Below are 16,877 nucleotides of genomic sequence, written 5' to 3' on the forward strand. Positions count from 1 at the left end.
GGAAGTTTTTTTAATTCTGGATTATTACTTAATGATAATCCTTCTAAATTTTTCAGATTACTAATCTCATTTGGTAATTCTTCAATCAAATTATAAGATATAGTAAATTCTACTAAAGAAGTAATATCTCCTATCTCCTTAGGTATTTTTTTTATATGGTTCGAACTTAATTTTAAGTGTATTAGTTTATCTAATTTATTTATTTCTTTAGGTATAACAGAAATATTATTAAATTTTAAATTAAGGTTCTCAAGGGATTGAAATTTAAATATAAAAGAAGGAATCTCCTTGAGATTACATTCATTGATAATAAGTGTTTCAAGTTTTTTAAATTTTTTCAAATGAGATATTTCTGTTGAAATTTTATCATAATATCTAAAAGATATTTTGTTGATAGAGTCTTCTTTATCTTCAACATAATGAAACCAATTATCAAGTGAATCCCTTTGTCCCCAAAAAGATAACCAATACATTCCACTATCATCAACTCCAATATTTGCATTTGGATATTTATTTTTGATTCTCTCCATAAATGGAGTCTTAACATCATGATTTTCTGCACTTTTAATTTCACACGAGACTAAAAGTAAAAATAATATTATTAAGATTTGGCTATTTCCAATAATCTGACGCATGGCTTCTGTTTTCTAAGTAATTTTTAAATAAGACTAATTCTTCAAATTCTTTAAGATTCATTTTTAGTAATACTTTTCCAGACTCATCTCCAAATCTAGCAGTTGTTAATGAATTTGTTATCTCTTCTTTAGTTCTACCAAAATGTCTAAGAATATTAAAGCCCATTATTGTATGGGGCATTTCATCATATTCCATCTTTAATTTCACCCAATGTTTATTGAATTTTTCTAAGAAGTTATTCTTTATTCCTTCAATTGCAGAGGAATGAGAGTTTTTGTAACCCTCCCAATCACCACAGCTATAATAATTTGTGTTTGCTCTTAAAGCAATTAATTTTGTTGTGATTAAGCTATCATACTTTTTGTAACTCTCTTCGTCCTCAAGCCTTTCTTTCTTTGAAGCTTTAAGAAGGTCCTCAAGATCTTTTTGTTTTTCGGGGTCTCTTGCCTCCCACATCATTTGATTATATACTGTACTAATGTAGCTGAGTGTGTCTTCCATTACAATTTCACCAAAAGTGATTCTGCTAGTACCTGTAACCGCAGCTTTAACTTTATTAGCATTATTCTGACCTTTTTCATCTTTGCTTGAAGAGGCTGAAGCTTCATTATTTAACCAAAACCTAATATATTGAAGATTCAAATCACCATTTTCAACAACACTATTGATTTCAACAGTTACACTTGTTTTTTGTTTTATTAGCTGCTCAACATAACCATCAGTTTCTTTTTTGTGATAAAATGCAGCGGTAAGAACGGTACTTAGTTGATTTGTCAAGGCTGAGGCCCCTTGTTTGACCCCTCTTAGAGCATTACCTAACGTATCTTTATGTTTTATTAAACTATTAATGAAAGTAGTTGTTTCGTTAGTTATTTCAATTGCTTCCTTGCCCTTTCCAACGTATTTAGGGTCTCTCCTTATTTTTTCATATTTTTCACTAGCTATTGGAAGTTCAATCTGAAGGTTCCAATATTCACCATCGTTATCTTTATTTGCGTCATTGACAACCTTTAAATATTCTAAAGAGGAGTTTACTGAGAAGCCCTTAAATATAGGAATAGAAAGATTTACTCCGCCTGACCATTCATATACATCCTCACTATTATTTTTTTTGCTTAAATAATCATGATCTATTTCATCCGTATTTTCAGATTGTCTCTGTCCAATTTTATTTATTCCTTTCTTTCTGGTTCTTGTTATATTTACTTTTTTCAATTCACCTCCAATACCTAATTTATCATCACCAATACCTAATTCAGCATCAAAACTTCCTGCTATATGATTTTTGTCAACTGAAGTGTATCCTTTGGATAGTTCTTTTTTAGCACTGCTCCAATATGATGAGTTATTATCTAAACCAAAGCGTTTGGGATCTAATTCGTTATCATCAATTAGTATTCTTAAACTATTATGAAAATGGGCTAAAAAATGTTCAATAGATTCAAAGCTAGCACTTAATTGATCAAATAAACCGATGGACCCTCCAATTTTCAACCCCACATTGGCATTTGCAACACCAACATCTAAACCTCCTTTCACTCCCACTTCCCAATTTAAAGAGGTAGTAAACCTTCTGTCATCAGTAACATTTCCAGACAATCCAAACCCTCCTTGCACTCCAACAGTAAAAATGATATTAAACCTTTGATTAATTTCAACCTCTATCTTCATGCTTGCTTCCGATACTGCCTTGTTACTTTTTTCATCAGGAAATAATGCCTGAAACATATCCACAGTCATTTCAGGATTATAAGGCTGTATCTTAGTCGGGGCTGCAGGATCAAAATCACTATAGATTTTAAATTTTTTAGCAATATTTAGTTGCTCCAAGAAGTATTTTCTTTTGGAACCATCCTGAATATAATTACTTATATTACTATCAAACTTTCCTTGACTAGAATTAGATTCCTTTGCTATTTCATTAATATTTCCAAATGATATTATTTCTGGATTTGAGTTCATCCCCCCATTCATCGAAAACAAATAAGCTACAGTTGTTTTAAACTTATCTGCAACCATTTGATAGGATTCATTTTTCTTAGGAAAGTAAGTAACATAATGGTTTTCAAAATAACATTGTCCTTTATTGTATTTTGTGTTATAAATAGGACCATTATCATCTAATGCATGCTCTAAATTTAAATCCTTTACTCCAGTATCGATATTATTATAATCAAATTGATGATCATCTTCTTCATACTCAGAATAATGTTGCTTTTCTTTATTCATAAGAAATAGTTTTTTTGCTTGTGATTAAACTTGAAAATATGTGTTGAACAATTTACATTCTCATGCCACTATGAACTGAACTACGTCCTAACCTCTGCTCCATTAATGCAGCACCTGGGGCATTATCTGGACAAATTCTATAACTTGAATCCCTCTTATAAAATTCTTTTTTGAGATAAGGTTCGATTATTTCAAATGAGAGCTCTGTTTTTCCTTCATCAATTAACTTAATCAGAACTTCAGATATAATAGAACTAATATTAGCACCTGATAATTGATAATTTGAAGCTAGTTTTTCCAATACGCCTTCTCCATACACAAAGCCATCAGGTAATGAAGTTTGCCATAGTTTTAACCTTTCTTTTGTAAGTGGAAATGGAAATTCTATTATATGGTTCACTCTACGTAACATGGCTTTGTCTACATGATTTCTTATATCAGTGACATTACTGGCTAAAATTACAATTCCGTCAAAAGTCTCTAATCTTTAAAGCAAATAAGACATTTCTTGATTGCTATATTTATCTTTAGCCTCATTTTCATTTCTTTTTGTGAAAATGGAATCAGCTTCAACAATATACAATTGTGGCCATCTAGTCGTGTAAAAACTTTTTACATAGCCTTCTCAAAATCACCGACATACCTAGAAACAACTCGAGAAATATCAAGTGTGTAGGTTGGAACATTGTACTTTTGACCTAATGTAGTTGCAGTTAGTGATTTACCAGTACCAGGAGAGCCTGTAAAGACAAAAATTTGATTGGTTTTGATAAAGCTTTTTAGATCCTTCCTTTGTTTTAATTGAGGTTTAAGCTTAAGTAATAATTCTAAAGAACCCAATTCTTCTTTTGTCTCTATGGGGAGTATAACTTTATCAAATGATAATTTTGTCTTTGCCAACGTCGCCGGAAAGTCAAATTCATGATCTAGTCTAGGTGCTGTTCCACCTAGCAAGTACTCAATAAAGTTATTGGATATTTTAGGTATACGATCTAGTAAATTATCATTGCTTTTAGAATAATGGTTAAAGTTTAATATACCATCTTTGACTAAGACAAAGGACTTATCAGTGACTTTTAGAAGAAACTCTGTTCTATCCTTTTTGGGTAGACAAACCATTAAGAAGGTTTTAAGAGTAGGGGTGAAAAATTCTCTCTCCTTCTCTAGATATCCTCCAAATTTTGTTCTAAAGTTTACTTGTTTAAAACCTTCAATGAATTCTAGAAAGTATTCTGGATGATATTCGCTTGCATAAGCAAATATGATTAACAATTCTTCTTCAAAAGATAGATTATAATTGTGAGATAGCTTACCTAAGTTGCTACTTAAATTTAAAGGTGAAATATCGATTGAATAGTTCCTTTTTGAAAAAAGATTTGAAATTACTTTCTTCAAAATTTCACATCTTTCATGAAGTATTTCTTCATGAATACTTAGTTTGTTTTGTATAGTCTGCATATAAAATTAGTCAGATTTATGGTTTAGTTATATTGTTTGTTTACTTAAGCTATTAATTTAGTTATACAAAAATACAATTCTTTCCTTGAAATGAAAGACGTTGAATGTATATTTTTCAGATATAGGTCACTTCATATTGCGAACGAGGTAAGCTAAATTACATCAGGTACCATTTACTTTCTAAAAACCTTCAGTTATATTGGCAGGTTGATTTTTTATTCTTTTCAACATTAAATTCTCAGCCTTTAAGTCCTAAAAAAATCTAATTCATAAAATCTCACCTTTCTTTTTATCTCTACAACGGTGTTTATTTCAAAAAAGACGAAGCAGGTTACCTAATCATGAACAAATACATAATGTTATTAAAGGGAATTAAAAGTCTACTATTGCGTTTTACTTTACTGACAACATAATCATTATTAGTAATGTACTACAGTTTATTCCTCTATATTGATTAGAGTCAATAAGAGTTGAAGGTCTAATTTCTAAAAGAGGGATTGGAGTCCTTTTTATGAAATGAACACCAAACACATCTCCTTTCTAAAGGGATAAAATAATTACCAAAAAGCTTCATTTTATATTATTTATGTAAATTTTAAAGCTTCTTCAAAGGTCATCTGATAGTGTGTAACCTACTATTTCAATTTCATCTAAATTAAGATTAAAAATAGCCAACGAGTTTAAACATAAACATTGAGTTCACATTGTGAGTATTGTTTTGCGACCGAAATAAAAATTTAACCTAAATACATTTTCAATCGTAACTACAATGTTTAAAAAGAATACAACTTTTATTGTAGCTTTATTAATGCTATTATCTTGTGCTGTTTCTGCGCAAACAATCATTAAAGGAAAGCTTGTTGATGCATCAAATAATGAACCTGTTATTGGTGCCAATGTATCTATAGTGAATACAACAACTGGAGCTATTTCAGATTATGAAGGTCGCTTCTCCTTTCAAACCGATAAGGCAGGAAATCATGCCCTGTTGATTTCGTTTGTCGGAATGCAATCTGTTGAAAAAAATGTCACTTTAAATGGACAGCCTATTGACTTGGGAACGATCAAAATGGAATCAGATGCTATTGGTCTCGAAGAGGTTGAAGTACTTGCTTCTATTGCCATCGATCGTAAAACTCCTGTTGCGGCCGCTTCTATTTCTGCTGAAGATATTGAAACCAAAGTGGGTAATCAAGATTTCCCTCAAGTCTTAAAATCTACACCTGGAGTATATGTTTCGAGTGTAGGCGGCGGTTTTGGTGACTCAAGGATTTCCCTTCGTGGTTTTGATTCTGAAAATGTAGCGGTGATGATCAATGGTGTCCCTGTCAATGATATGGAAAATGGTAAAGTGTATTGGTCAAACTGGGCAGGTCTTAACGATGTGACTAAAACAATGCAAGTGCAAAGAGGATTGGGTGCTTCGAAATTGGCTGTTCCATCTGTTGGCGGTACTATCAATATTATTACCAAAGCAACAGATGCTAAAAAAGGGGGCAATGTTTTTATGGGCCTCGGAAATGATGGTTACTTCAAAACGGGTGTCACATTATCTACTGGCCTGATGAAAAATGGCTGGGCAGTTACAACATCCCTCTCAAGAACATCCGGCAATGGCTATGTAAATGGAACTCCTTTTGAAGGTTATTCTTACTTTTTAAATATTGCGAAGAAAATTAACGATAAACACACCCTATCTTTTACCACTTTCGGAGCTCCTCAAAAGCACGGTCAAAGAAGAACTTATCTTACAGATGAGCAGTACAATACTTATGGAAGAAGATACAATGCTGACTGGGGTTACAGGAATGGTGAAGCGGTCAATATGAATGTCAATTCGTACCATAAACCTCAAATGTCATTGAACTGGTACTGGACCATTAATGAGAAAACAGATCTAGCTACAACGGCTTATGTTTCTATAGGTCAAGGAGGTGGAACGGGAATTACATCAAATGCTCCTTATGGCAAAAGATTAAATATTAATGACTTTAGAAATAGTGATGGCCTCATCGATTTCGACCGTTTCGAGAAAGCAAATCAGGAGCAGTTTAATAATTCTAACGGTGAATATTCTAGTGTTTTTTATAAATCAAATAACAATCACTTATGGACGGGCGCGGTTTCTACTTTAACGCACAGAGTGAACGATCACTGGACAATTACTGGAGGTTTGGATTTACGTTATTATCGAGGTCAACATTATCAAACTGTTGAGGATTTAATGGGAAATTCGTACTATTTAGACCGTTCTAATCAATCTACTGGACCTAGAAAACTAGGTGTTGGAGACAAGATGGGGTACGATAATGATGGAATTGTACAATGGCAAGGTTTATTCGGTCAAGTTGAATACTCTAAAGACAAATTAACGTGGTTTATGTCTGCCGCCGCCTCTCATCAGGCATATAAAAGAATTGACTACTTCAAGTATAAAAATGGACCGAATGAGACAGACTGGCAAAGCTTTTTTGGCGGATCTATTAAGACTGGTGCTAACTACAATATTAATGACAAACATAATGTCTTTATCAACGGTGGATTTATTTCTCGTCAACCCTTTATGAATGCCGTCTTTTTGAATTATAAAAACGATATCAACAAAAAAGCTCAAAATGAAAAAATACTTTCTGGTGAAATCGGATATGGTTTTAGAACAAGAGGCTTTAAGGTAAATGTCAATGCCTACTACACTTTATGGAAGGACAAAGCTTTCACCAAAACAGTGTATGATGCTAATGGACAGTCTTACACTGCCAACCTCTTAGGAGTGGATGCCTTGCATAAAGGAATTGAGCTGGATGCGGTTTGGCAACCTACGCGTAAACTGACTATTACAGGTATGGTTTCAGTAGGTGACTGGAAATGGTTGAATAATCTTGAGAATGTAAAAATTTATGATGATCAACAAAATGAAATAGATGAAGTAAATGTGTTCATGAAGAATAAACATGTTGGCAATTCTGCTCAAACAACTGCCGCAATTGGGGTGACTTATGAACTTTTGCCAAGGTTAAGAATAATGGGAGATTGGAACTTCTACGGTGACTTGTATGCAGATTATGATGTTACAAAACTAAATGATCCAGCTTATAAAAATGCAACTATGTATAAGATGCCCAATTATGATTTGCTCGACCTTGGAGCCACTTATGGTTTTAAGCTAGGTAAATTTAATGGCTTGCTAACTTTTAAAGTAAACAATGTATTTGACACTGAATATGCGGTGCAAGGTCGTCAAGGAAGCTTAAACAGTTTAGGGAAACCAACCTTAAACGGGTACTATATGGGTATTGGCAGAACTTACTCTATTGGCATTAAAATGAGCTTTTAGTATAGAAATAGTAAGGTGTAAATCAAAAAGCGTATCTTCTTTTAAAAAAAGGTACGCTTTTTTACATTTTTCATAAAATAAGGCAGATGTAAGTTTTTCGCCTAATATTAAAAATAGTCAATAAAATTCTCATTTCGGAAACAAAATAAAGACTTCATAAAAGTACAAAAGACCTCTCATATATTCTTTTATTCATATACTTACCTAGTATAAATTATATTATTAAGTTATTTTCACGAAATAATATTACATACCTTTTGATTTTATAATTATTTAATTTACATTGAAAATCAACAATAACAATCAATTAGTTACCCTTACACATGAGAATCATTACCCCCTTTACTGTATTTGTGATACTTTCTATTTTTGCCATGGGATTCCACCTCTCTCCACTAGTTGCAGGAACTGAAACTGAGACTGTAATCAGTACTAAAAACAACACTCCAGAAGAGGTTGTCCTTAAAATCAACAAACGATTGAGAGACAATCACCAACGTCATTTACATTGTGTATATAAAAACGGAGACATTCTAATAGAGAATAAAACTGAGGTTTTATACACCGTAACTTACAATAAAGATTATAAGTACTCTACAGGTTTTGATAGACACCACAACTTGAAATACTTATATATCACGCATGGAACTAAGATTGTTGAATACCATCAATTTGTAAAGTAGAAAAAATTAGAGAATCAAGAAGAGTCATTCAATTTCAAAAAGAAGTTGGATGACTTTTTTATTTGTCGATAAAAAACATAACCTTAAAAATCGCAATGCACGCTTTCTTCATTCTTCATTCTTCATTCTTCATTCTTCATTCTTCATTCAAAACTACCTTTATTATATAATTCACTGGGTAAATACCCATATTTCTTTTTGAAGATTTTCCCAAAGTGAGTGATGCTCGAAAAACCTAAATTATAGGTACATTCAGTAACATTATACTTTTCAGACTTCAACCATTGATGTGCTTTCGTTAGTTTACTGTTGTTGATTGCTTCTAAAAGTGTATCTCCCGTTATCTCCTTATATAGTTTTCTGATTTTGCTATAACTACAGTTGGCTTGTTCTGCAATTTCTTTAGGGGAAATAGTCATTTCACTGCAGTTCTCTTCTATAAACTCCTTCACTTTGAACACTCTTTCTAAATCAATTTCCGAGTAGGTTTGAGGTAAAGTTTGAATGCCAAACCGGTGGATTACTTTACTCGCAAAAATATAAAGCAATTGATACGTTAGATAATCCAGTTTCAGCAGATCCAACTCATTATGGAAATCACAATTCATGATTTCTTCTAAAACTTTTGAAGATTGTAACGAGATGGTTTCATAAATAATGAAAGGCTCCTGAGTTTCGATCAACTGACTGATAAAAGAGTGATTGTTGATATTGTACTTCTCCAAAAAAGATGTTGAATGTTTGATTGTAACAAATCGGACAGGAATATTTGCATCAAAATAAAATACCTCATCACGCTTCAGATTGGACCAGTATTTTTTAGGCTGAATGGTAAAAGCGTTATCACTGATTTCTTTGGTAAGGCTAAATGGCGTCAAAAAGAATACAACTACATAAGCATTTTCCTTCTGTTGTTTTCGGATCAACTTCAACGGTTTAGAAAGAAAACCTTCGAAATAAGTAATCTCTAATTCATCATTAATTTGATACCCTTTGGCTTCGATACTCCCTCCCTCGTTCTTTATCTTAATTTGATTTTTATCTTGTCCATAACCCTCAATACTACTAAGATCTTCAAATATTTGTTTGAAGTTATTGGAATAAATATGTAGTTCCTCCAAAGCTTCTATTTAATTATGATTAACACTAAACAAGTTAAATATAACATAAAAAAGCCCTTTTATATCTTTTAAATCTTTCAATTATAGTTTAACATCTATCTTTTATTCTTTTTAACAGCATAATATCAAAATGAGATAATCTTGTATCAAAAATCATGATTCTTTTCCATGATGATTAAACACCTTTGTAAAGTCAACAAAACAAAAACATCATGATTGAAACAGTAATAAATGCGACTAAAAAAACGCAAGCGAGGATTGTCACCTTTCAAAAACAATTAGAACAAATAAAAGAAAAACTGGACGATAAAAAACAAGACCTTCAAGCTGAGTCTTCTCTGAAGATTAATGATTTTATTTTACAGAGAGAAATTAATGCATTAGAAAATTTATCTGAAATGGATGTAAAGTCAGAAGAGTTAATTGATCATTTGACGGTCATTAATAAATCTATTTTAGAGTTTACAGATGAAAATAATGAGAAGGTGCTTCAAGTGCTAAAACAGCACGTTGATCAAAAAAATGAGGCGGAAGAAAATGGAATTCCTGAAACGAATAACCTGTATGAAAATACAATTCATAAGGTGAGTGAGTTACATGAAAATTTAGGAATTCTAATTCAGATGGGGAAAAATAAACTAGACGATCTGAATCAGACTTCTAAAGAAAATATGAATAAAAATAGTCAACACATAGAAAACATCATATCAAGAACTGGAGACTTAGCCGAGAACTTCACCAACAAAGTGATATATTCTGGATAGTATTTTTTTGACATATTATATTAAATTAGATGAAAGCTTCTAGTGCAGAACTTGTTCCCAATTCTGTGCTAGTTTTTTTTTAATTGACAATTTTTTCAACTTGAATAAATAAAAAAAGGAATACAAAGTATCCCTTCTTTACCCCTTAATTAAAAGGTTATAAAAACCAATTATTAATTTTACTCTCGAATTATTTGTAGTAATTCGAAAAAGAGGTATGCGGTAAAACTGTATACCTCTCCTATTGTATATCCTATATTTAATAGACTTCATTTAAGTACTAGAACAAAAGAAATGAAACATTAATCTCGTGTACCATGACTGAAGTCATGGGCTGTTGATATTGACTCCGACAACACTAAAGTATTGCCTCCGTTATCAACCTTCAAGACTTTAGTCTTGAGTTAGGTTGAAGTATCACCTACCCATAGTTTTAACTATGGTGTGCGAAACACTCGATTATTCCTGTCCTAGTACTTACCAAAAAGCAGGTGTAAAACGCCCTACATTTTGTCAGGAAACATACATTTCCCTTTATGACTATAAATTGTTTACTACATATTTTGAGTTTGGAAAATAGTAGCAGAGCAAAACCCTGCCACTATAAAATCAAATCTTGAAAAATCTCTACTTTACATCTACTTGATTTATTATGAATTACGTTACTACTAATATTTCAATTCAAATTCTTTTACTCTCAATTCACTCCCTACTCCACCTCTAAAATTGGCCCCATCAAAACTCGATGAATACACGACAATAATATGTGTAGGTTCTTGGTCAGAAGGAGCAAACCCATGTTCCGGCATCCTTTCATTGGAAGAAGAAGGCATCATAAAAGGTTCTAAATCGTTATGATTACCATAAAGGAATGGCATCTTGATGGTTTCAAAAGCACTCATGGTTTCATCCGTTCTATACCAAGCGGTAGCTAAACGATAACGTTTTTCGTCATCTCCACTACCTTCTCTCACCTGAAGCAATACATATACATCACATTGATCCATATTCCCGTCATACAGTGCCGGCATATATTGGATGGAAGTTTCAAAACTTTTGGGTTTATCCGTAAATGGTATTCCAAAATCTGTCCTTACATTGGTCAATCCACTCCCTTGAATGTCCCCTACGAAAAGAGAACCTGCAGCCACTACTCCTAAAGCTGAAGTGGTTTTTAAGGTAGTGTATTCATATTCCTCTTCCGAAGGTGACGGGTATACTGTTCTTACACCTGTCGGGATAATCAAATCTGCCGCCCCAACATCACCGGTTCTCCAAGGTGTTCCTTCAAAATTTTCACCAGGTAAAAAGAATTTTCTACTATTGTTCGATTCATTTGATTTACGACCACCATAATACCAAGTCATAAAATCTGAGTACAAAATCTGATCACCTATTCTTTCAGTTTCTCCATCCTGATAAGTGACCTTCACAGTCCATTCTATCTCATCAAAAATGAAAACAACTTCTGATGAAAAATCTCTCACATCAAATGGGTAAGGAACAACTGCGACTTCATATGGAGAATAATCAAACGTCTTTATCGTAAGATTACGAATATCCATCTCGTCAGCTATAATAACATCAATGGTATGATTACTCTGATCGATAGCAGCACTTATCTGTCCTTCAATCTCAAAGGCATTGAAAATAATATCAAAATCCTCTTCTATTACGGAAACTGTCCATTCATAATCTTGATAAGTTGATACTGTAAAGACCACATCTTCCGTATAATCCGTCACTTCAAAAGGATCTGGAGTTATTGTTGCATCTTCCGTCATTTCGATGGTTTTCAGATGCAATGCTGAGCGGTCAGTTCCAAAAGGCACCCTGATTTCTACTGTCTGATTTTCTTCCGATATTATTGCATTACCATTTTGCTCTTCCAATTGAAAGGACATGATTTCACCAAAAACATAAGGATAGGGAATATCATTTTTGATACAGGCACTTAAGCCTAAAGTGACAATTAATAGTAGAATAATGTTTTTCATAGGATTAGATAAATAAAGTTAGACCAATGTTTAATGAGAAGATATCCAAATCGAAATTGGCACTGCTGGTGGTACGGGAACCTGTGCTGACTTGGTTTTCCACCTGCTCTGTATTCTTGAAGTTGAAGCCAATGACATCCATCTTTACTTCCAAAGCCAAGTTGTTATTTAGAAAAGCAACCATACCCGGTGAAATACCAATATTAAATTCGTGCAAAGTGGAATGTACCCCCACAATATCGTGTGGAGCGTTCTCCACATTCAAACTTTTAGATTGCCCATAACCATAAGATAAACTCACTTCATTAAATAACCCAAAGCGATTTCCTTTACCCAAACTGATATAGTTTCTCATAAAGAATGTAGTGTAAACCATATGGGAAACGTCACTCATTCCTTCTATTGATAAATTGATATCATCACCAAGATCCAAGTTTAGATTATCAATGCTCAAACCCTTTCTTGCGTAAGTTACACGCCCGCCTAATGCAAGGTCATCTTTCACGAAATAACCAAAGAAAGGACTGACTCTAAGGTTGTAGCCGCTTCCGTCCCATTCGTCAAGGACTAGAAACTGATAATTGTCGTTATAATGCTGTGAGTAATTAAATGAGGCACCCACCATCCATTGTCCTTTGGGAATAAAAGTTCTCTTTGTTATACCTCTATCATAAGGTTCCTTTTCTTTTGGTTCAGCATAAGAGATCAGGGTCAAAAATAGCATTAATGACGTTAGATAAATTGATTTAAGATTCATGATTTTTGATATTTAGATTGTAGCTTTTTCTTTAAAATATTTGATTTGTTCTTTGTGATATTGTTTCAGTTCCTTCCATTCATTTCCTTTTAAGCAGTATTGAAAATCAACTTTTTTCAATCTACTCACGGCTTGAACTAATGGAATTGGTGAAACTACGAGTATCAGGGGTGCCACAGTAGCTCCTACACAAACAGCACCTACTCCCAACACTTGAGAAAACCTTCCCTGTTTGTGCTTTTTAGTGTGATAATACTGTTTTGCCTCTTCCTTTAGAGGTTGGATCTTGGCATATTCTTCCATAAAATCAACGGTCTTGTTGTGTGTTTTTACAGATTCATAGCGTATAGATTCGATATTCTCTTTTTCGATGACATATAACTTTTTGTCACGCATATAGACTAAAGTTGATTCATCACTAAAACGTTTTCCTCTCTTCCATTCCTTCTTGGTAATGGAAACCACTTCCCCATCATGAAGATGGATATTAATATTATCCATTTCTGTAGGAATAGATATAGCAGAGGCGATAGCTTGAATGACAATGATTGACATAGGAATAGCAATTGATATTAGGTAATTACAGTTAGTCTACAGAATCTTCCGTCTCGAAAAGTAATTCAATAAAAGACTTGTTGTTTCCAGAATTTAACTTGTTGTTTGTTGCATTTTGTTCAACAGTATCTTTTATGATTTGAAAACCTGCTTTGGTTTGTTCTTGTGTCATTAAAATGAAACTGTAGGTAACTATAAATAGGATAAATAGAATATTTTTCATGTTTTGATTGGTTTGGTTTCCCTAAAAGGAAACTAATTAAGCAATAAGTAACTACCTCATGTCTATAAATAACATGAGTTATTTGATAATATGATTCGTTATTATTTCAATTAACTCGTAATGGTAATTGAAATTACCCAAGTTATTATCAATTGAATAAAACGTTTCATTAGAAGTAAAATCTCATTTTTCATATTGTAACTTTTTAAAGTTTCCTTTAATGGAAACTAGTTAATTACAGCAATTGATTAATAATGTTTTTATAAAACAAAATCTTAAGGATCTAGATTGTTATTATAATTTTTCAAACGGTTAAATTTACTTTTGGTTTCCTTAATTAGAAACTATTAACTTTCAACGTGATCGAATAATTTTCTTTAATTTCGTTATGAATAAAAAGGTATTTATTTTTCGTTGAATTAACTTAACAATACAAATATGGTATTTTGTTTCCTTATTTGGAAACTTATAAAAGTTCATTAACATTAAAATCTTAAATTACTTTTTTTAAATAATTTAGACCTCTTGAAATCAGTAAATAATCAACCTTTTTGAACAAAAATAAGAAGCCTTACTTTTCCGTTTCAATTAGTTCAAAGATGTATGAATAATCTTTCTAATCATTTCTCAATACCCACTAAAATCTTTCAAAAAGTTGCTTTAATAGGTCGCTTAACAATTAAGTTCCCCAACTTTCGTAAACATTTTCAAATTATCATTAATTTTACCCTAATTTTTACTAATTACTTTTGACACCTTCCTGTCTAAATGGAAACTTAGATTTTTTTCTAATAGTAGAAAGGTGTCCTATTTTTATGATGTTATGCGACTACCACTTATTAAATTATTTATTGTTTTACTTTCTTGTATAACCTTTTCTTCTTATTCTCAAATCTCTATGGGAATAAAAACCGATGTCAATGGATTGCCTCTGAATGGTACCATTACAGACTTTAACTTTTCACCTAAGAAAAAATTAGTCTTGAAGACCGATGTTCAGGAATTTGCAAAGGGAAAAATTAGGCTGAAAGATGAGAAAATCATCTCAGGATACATCAAAAACATCAATGGAAATTTTCACTTTAAGGAGAAGATTGACGACTTAGAAGTGAGCGTTATCAATGGAAGACAAATCAACAGTGTTACTATTGGGGAAGATTCTACCAAAATTGTTTACAGTGCATATGTTCAAGGAAAAATGACCAAAAGAAGATATTCTATTGTTTCAACTATGAACCATGGTGATTTTGCTTTCGGAGAACAAATTGCAAACAGATCTGACGGCAAAAAAGAGGAGCTTTTCTTTTATAAAAAAGATACCGATAACTATTGGTCTACTTATAATACCGCTGCACTAGAGGATGTTTTCATCAGTGATTCTATCTATTCTCCTTCTGAAATCACTCTGCTCAATCAAAAGAGATTAAATTTCACGAAGGGCATCATTACTTATAACAACGGTAAAGTAGATACTGTCTTCTATCATATCAGCAATAAAAAAATAGAGTATAAAAAGCGATTGGACTCTGAGTATATCACGGCACTAATTCCACAGAATTTTAAAACATTAGTCTCCGTTCAAGATTCCATTTTTACGGTAAAATCTATCATTGAAAAAGGAAAAGTGGTAAAGAAGCCTTTAGTTTTAAGTTATAAATTTAAGGTCAATAACCTTGATGAATACGCACAGAATATTGGGGTAACACGTCCTCGTAATTACATTTACAATACAGAACATGAATTATGGGAAGCGGTTAATCAATATAAAGAACTGAACGACAATGCTGTTTTCAGTTATCATAAAAGGTCCACATTTTTGGGCAGAATGATTAAAGGTTTAATGACTTATCAAGTGGAAGATAAAGCGATTACAAATGCTAACCCTTCAGCTTTCCATGGTCAGTTAAGCAACTTAGAACTTAGACGAGAGAAAGGTCAGTTTACCGCTGATAAGATGCATCGTTTTTTCAAAATGAAGGGCTACTATGATAGTTACACTAAAAATCAACCTTTCTACTTTACAAAAACATGGCATCCCACTTCTAAAAGAACCGGTTATAAAGGACTTATCACCGCATTTAATAATCGCTTTTTTACGATAGCTTATTATCAAGACAATAAGAAAATTGCTGAAATCAATTATGGCTCTAATTTAGAAGAACTATACATCAAAACGGGTACATCTTCTTTCTATTCTAATGGTAAACTTGTAGCTCAATACCAATATGATTTAAAAGGAAATGTAATGAGCTATAATGTATTTTATCCTGGAACTGATCAGATTTTCTATAGCTATCATATTGTAGAAATGTTGATTGAGAGGTACAACAAGAATTTCTACTACCCTAACTTTGATGTTTTCAATGAAACGAATGGTACTCCTATTGAGTTTGAAAATCAAGGTTTTTCAATTAAAGATCCTTATACTCAGAGTGAAACTTATATTCAATTCTCTTATGAGAAATTGATTTTTTTAAGCAGAATGGATAACGGTCAAAAGATCTACTCTTACACGGATCAAATTCAAGAATTAGATTTTTCTCCAATTCAAAAAATCATTGATAAGTATGTTATGGAAAATGCTCCTGCTCTTCAAGAAAGCATTGACAACAACTGTAATGGTCATTATTTCCTTTCTATGATTTTAAATGAAAAAGGCAGGTTTGATAAAATAGAAATCATTGGTTCTGTTAATAAAGATGTGGATGAAGCGGTGAAAAATCTGACTGCACTTATACAGAAGAAAGTAAAGCTTACGCCTTATATGATTCATCAGGAACCAGTAAAAACTGAGCTTATTATTCCTTTGGTTACGGATTTAAAAAACGAGTATACAGTTCACAGCAATAGCGTTGCAAGACCGGATATGAATTATGCTTATGAACATAAGGACCCCGCTGATATTTCTGAATATATTGAGTACGAGGAGTTTTAAAATCTTGACTGTTTTTTATAAAAAAGAACGCACAAGGTACCTTAATTTGATGGTGTCTTGTGCGTTTTTATTCTTTTCGGTTATTAAGTACTGTGACAGAAGAAAAGGGATGATTTTAGTTTAATATTTTTTATTCTAATCAAGGCAGATTTGCAGAGCATAGCCTTAGTTACGCGATAAAAACC

13 protein-coding genes are annotated in these 16,877 nt (G+C 32.4%); 4 read left to right on the plus strand and 9 right to left on the minus strand.

Annotated features, from left to right (window positions below; all coding sequences use genetic code 11):
* The 4 genes from HHU12_RS30150 to HHU12_RS30165 all read right to left on the minus strand — a co-directional run.
* Positions 1 to 635 (minus strand): leucine-rich repeat domain-containing protein (locus HHU12_RS30150; protein WP_169660456.1); only part of this gene is annotated, 635 nt, incomplete at its 3' end.
* Positions 613 to 2,865, minus strand: coding sequence for a hypothetical protein (locus tag HHU12_RS30155; protein ID WP_169660457.1), 2,253 nt, complete (start codon positions 2,863 to 2,865; stop codon positions 613 to 615). The genes HHU12_RS30150 and HHU12_RS30155, both read right to left, overlap by 23 nt.
* Positions 2,866 to 2,917: 52 nt before the next feature.
* Positions 2,918 to 3,277 carry an ATP-binding protein gene (locus HHU12_RS30160; protein WP_169660458.1) on the minus strand — a complete coding sequence of 120 codons (360 nt, stop codon included), beginning with the start codon at positions 3,275 to 3,277 and terminating at the stop codon, positions 2,918 to 2,920.
* 200 nt (positions 3,278 to 3,477) lie between these two features.
* On the minus strand, positions 3,478 to 4,323 hold the full coding sequence (locus HHU12_RS30165) for an AAA family ATPase (protein ID WP_169660459.1): 846 nt from the start codon (positions 4,321 to 4,323) through the stop codon (positions 3,478 to 3,480).
* A gap of 769 nt (positions 4,324 to 5,092) precedes the next feature.
* Between HHU12_RS30165 and HHU12_RS30170 the strand changes: the two genes are divergently transcribed.
* Positions 5,093 to 7,657 (plus strand): TonB-dependent receptor, encoded by a 2,565-nt coding sequence (locus HHU12_RS30170; RefSeq protein WP_205960032.1) that lies wholly within the window; start codon positions 5,093 to 5,095, stop codon positions 7,655 to 7,657.
* 323 nt (positions 7,658 to 7,980) lie between these two features.
* Positions 7,981 to 8,340 carry a hypothetical protein gene (locus HHU12_RS30175; protein WP_169660460.1) on the plus strand — a complete coding sequence of 120 codons (360 nt, stop codon included), beginning with the start codon at positions 7,981 to 7,983 and terminating at the stop codon, positions 8,338 to 8,340.
* Positions 8,341 to 8,483: 143 nt separating this feature from the next.
* Here HHU12_RS30175 and HHU12_RS30180 read toward each other — a convergent pair whose 3' ends face one another.
* Positions 8,484 to 9,461, minus strand: a complete 978-nt coding sequence (locus HHU12_RS30180; protein WP_169660461.1) for a helix-turn-helix transcriptional regulator — start codon at positions 9,459 to 9,461, stop codon at positions 8,484 to 8,486.
* Positions 9,462 to 9,673: 212 nt separating this feature from the next.
* Between HHU12_RS30180 and HHU12_RS30185 the strand changes: the two genes are divergently transcribed.
* Positions 9,674 to 10,225 (plus strand): hypothetical protein, encoded by a 552-nt coding sequence (locus HHU12_RS30185; RefSeq protein ID WP_169660462.1) that lies wholly within the window; start codon positions 9,674 to 9,676, stop codon positions 10,223 to 10,225.
* 668 nt (positions 10,226 to 10,893) lie between these two features.
* Here the strand turns inward: HHU12_RS30185 and HHU12_RS30190 are convergent.
* The 4 genes from HHU12_RS30190 to HHU12_RS30205 are packed head-to-tail and all read right to left on the minus strand — an operon-like array spanning position 10,894 to position 13,757.
* Positions 10,894 to 12,222, minus strand: a complete 1,329-nt coding sequence (locus HHU12_RS30190; RefSeq protein WP_169660463.1) for a PCMD domain-containing protein — start codon at positions 12,220 to 12,222, stop codon at positions 10,894 to 10,896.
* Positions 12,223 to 12,226: 4 nt separating this feature from the next.
* A complete protein-coding gene (locus HHU12_RS30195; protein ID WP_169660464.1) occupies positions 12,227 to 12,979 on the minus strand; it encodes a hypothetical protein in 753 nt (250 codons plus the stop codon).
* Positions 12,980 to 12,991: 12 nt separating this feature from the next.
* Positions 12,992 to 13,534, minus strand: coding sequence for a hypothetical protein (locus HHU12_RS30200; RefSeq protein WP_169660465.1), 543 nt, complete (start codon positions 13,532 to 13,534; stop codon positions 12,992 to 12,994).
* Positions 13,535 to 13,565: 31 nt separating this feature from the next.
* Complete coding sequence (locus HHU12_RS30205) at positions 13,566 to 13,757, minus strand: hypothetical protein (protein WP_169660466.1); 192 nt, start codon at positions 13,755 to 13,757, stop codon at positions 13,566 to 13,568.
* An 898-nt stretch (positions 13,758 to 14,655) separates the two neighbouring features.
* Here HHU12_RS30205 and HHU12_RS30210 point away from each other — a divergent pair.
* On the plus strand, positions 14,656 to 16,692 hold the full coding sequence (locus HHU12_RS30210; RefSeq protein ID WP_169660467.1) for a hypothetical protein: 2,037 nt from the start codon (positions 14,656 to 14,658) through the stop codon (positions 16,690 to 16,692).
* Positions 16,693 to 16,877 lie beyond the last annotated feature (185 nt).

The sequence above is a fragment of the Flammeovirga aprica JL-4 genome (assembly GCF_012844305.1).
In the GTDB taxonomy this organism is placed as follows: domain Bacteria; phylum Bacteroidota; class Bacteroidia; order Cytophagales; family Flammeovirgaceae; genus Flammeovirga; species Flammeovirga aprica.

Coding starts and splice junctions, on each gene's coding strand:
- HHU12_RS30205 (WP_169660466.1), bottom strand. CDS start 13,757: ATGAAAAATATTCTATTTATCCTATTTATAGTTACCTACAGTTTCATT.
- HHU12_RS30190 (WP_169660463.1), bottom strand. CDS start 12,222: ATGAAAAACATTATTCTACTATTAATTGTCACTTTAGGCTTAAGTGCC.
- HHU12_RS30195 (WP_169660464.1), bottom strand. CDS start 12,979: ATGAATCTTAAATCAATTTATCTAACGTCATTAATGCTATTTTTGACC.
- HHU12_RS30200 (WP_169660465.1), bottom strand. CDS start 13,534: ATGTCAATCATTGTCATTCAAGCTATCGCCTCTGCTATATCTATTCCT.
- HHU12_RS30185 (WP_169660462.1), top strand. CDS start 9,674: ATGATTGAAACAGTAATAAATGCGACTAAAAAAACGCAAGCGAGGATT.
- HHU12_RS30170 (WP_205960032.1), top strand. CDS start 5,093: ATGTTTAAAAAGAATACAACTTTTATTGTAGCTTTATTAATGCTATTA.
- HHU12_RS30165 (WP_169660459.1), bottom strand. CDS start 4,323: ATGCAGACTATACAAAACAAACTAAGTATTCATGAAGAAATACTTCAT.
- HHU12_RS30160 (WP_169660458.1), bottom strand. CDS start 3,277: ATGTTACGTAGAGTGAACCATATAATAGAATTTCCATTTCCACTTACA.
- HHU12_RS30175 (WP_169660460.1), top strand. CDS start 7,981: ATGAGAATCATTACCCCCTTTACTGTATTTGTGATACTTTCTATTTTT.
- HHU12_RS30210 (WP_169660467.1), top strand. CDS start 14,656: ATGGGAATAAAAACCGATGTCAATGGATTGCCTCTGAATGGTACCATT.
- HHU12_RS30155 (WP_169660457.1), bottom strand. CDS start 2,865: ATGAATAAAGAAAAGCAACATTATTCTGAGTATGAAGAAGATGATCAT.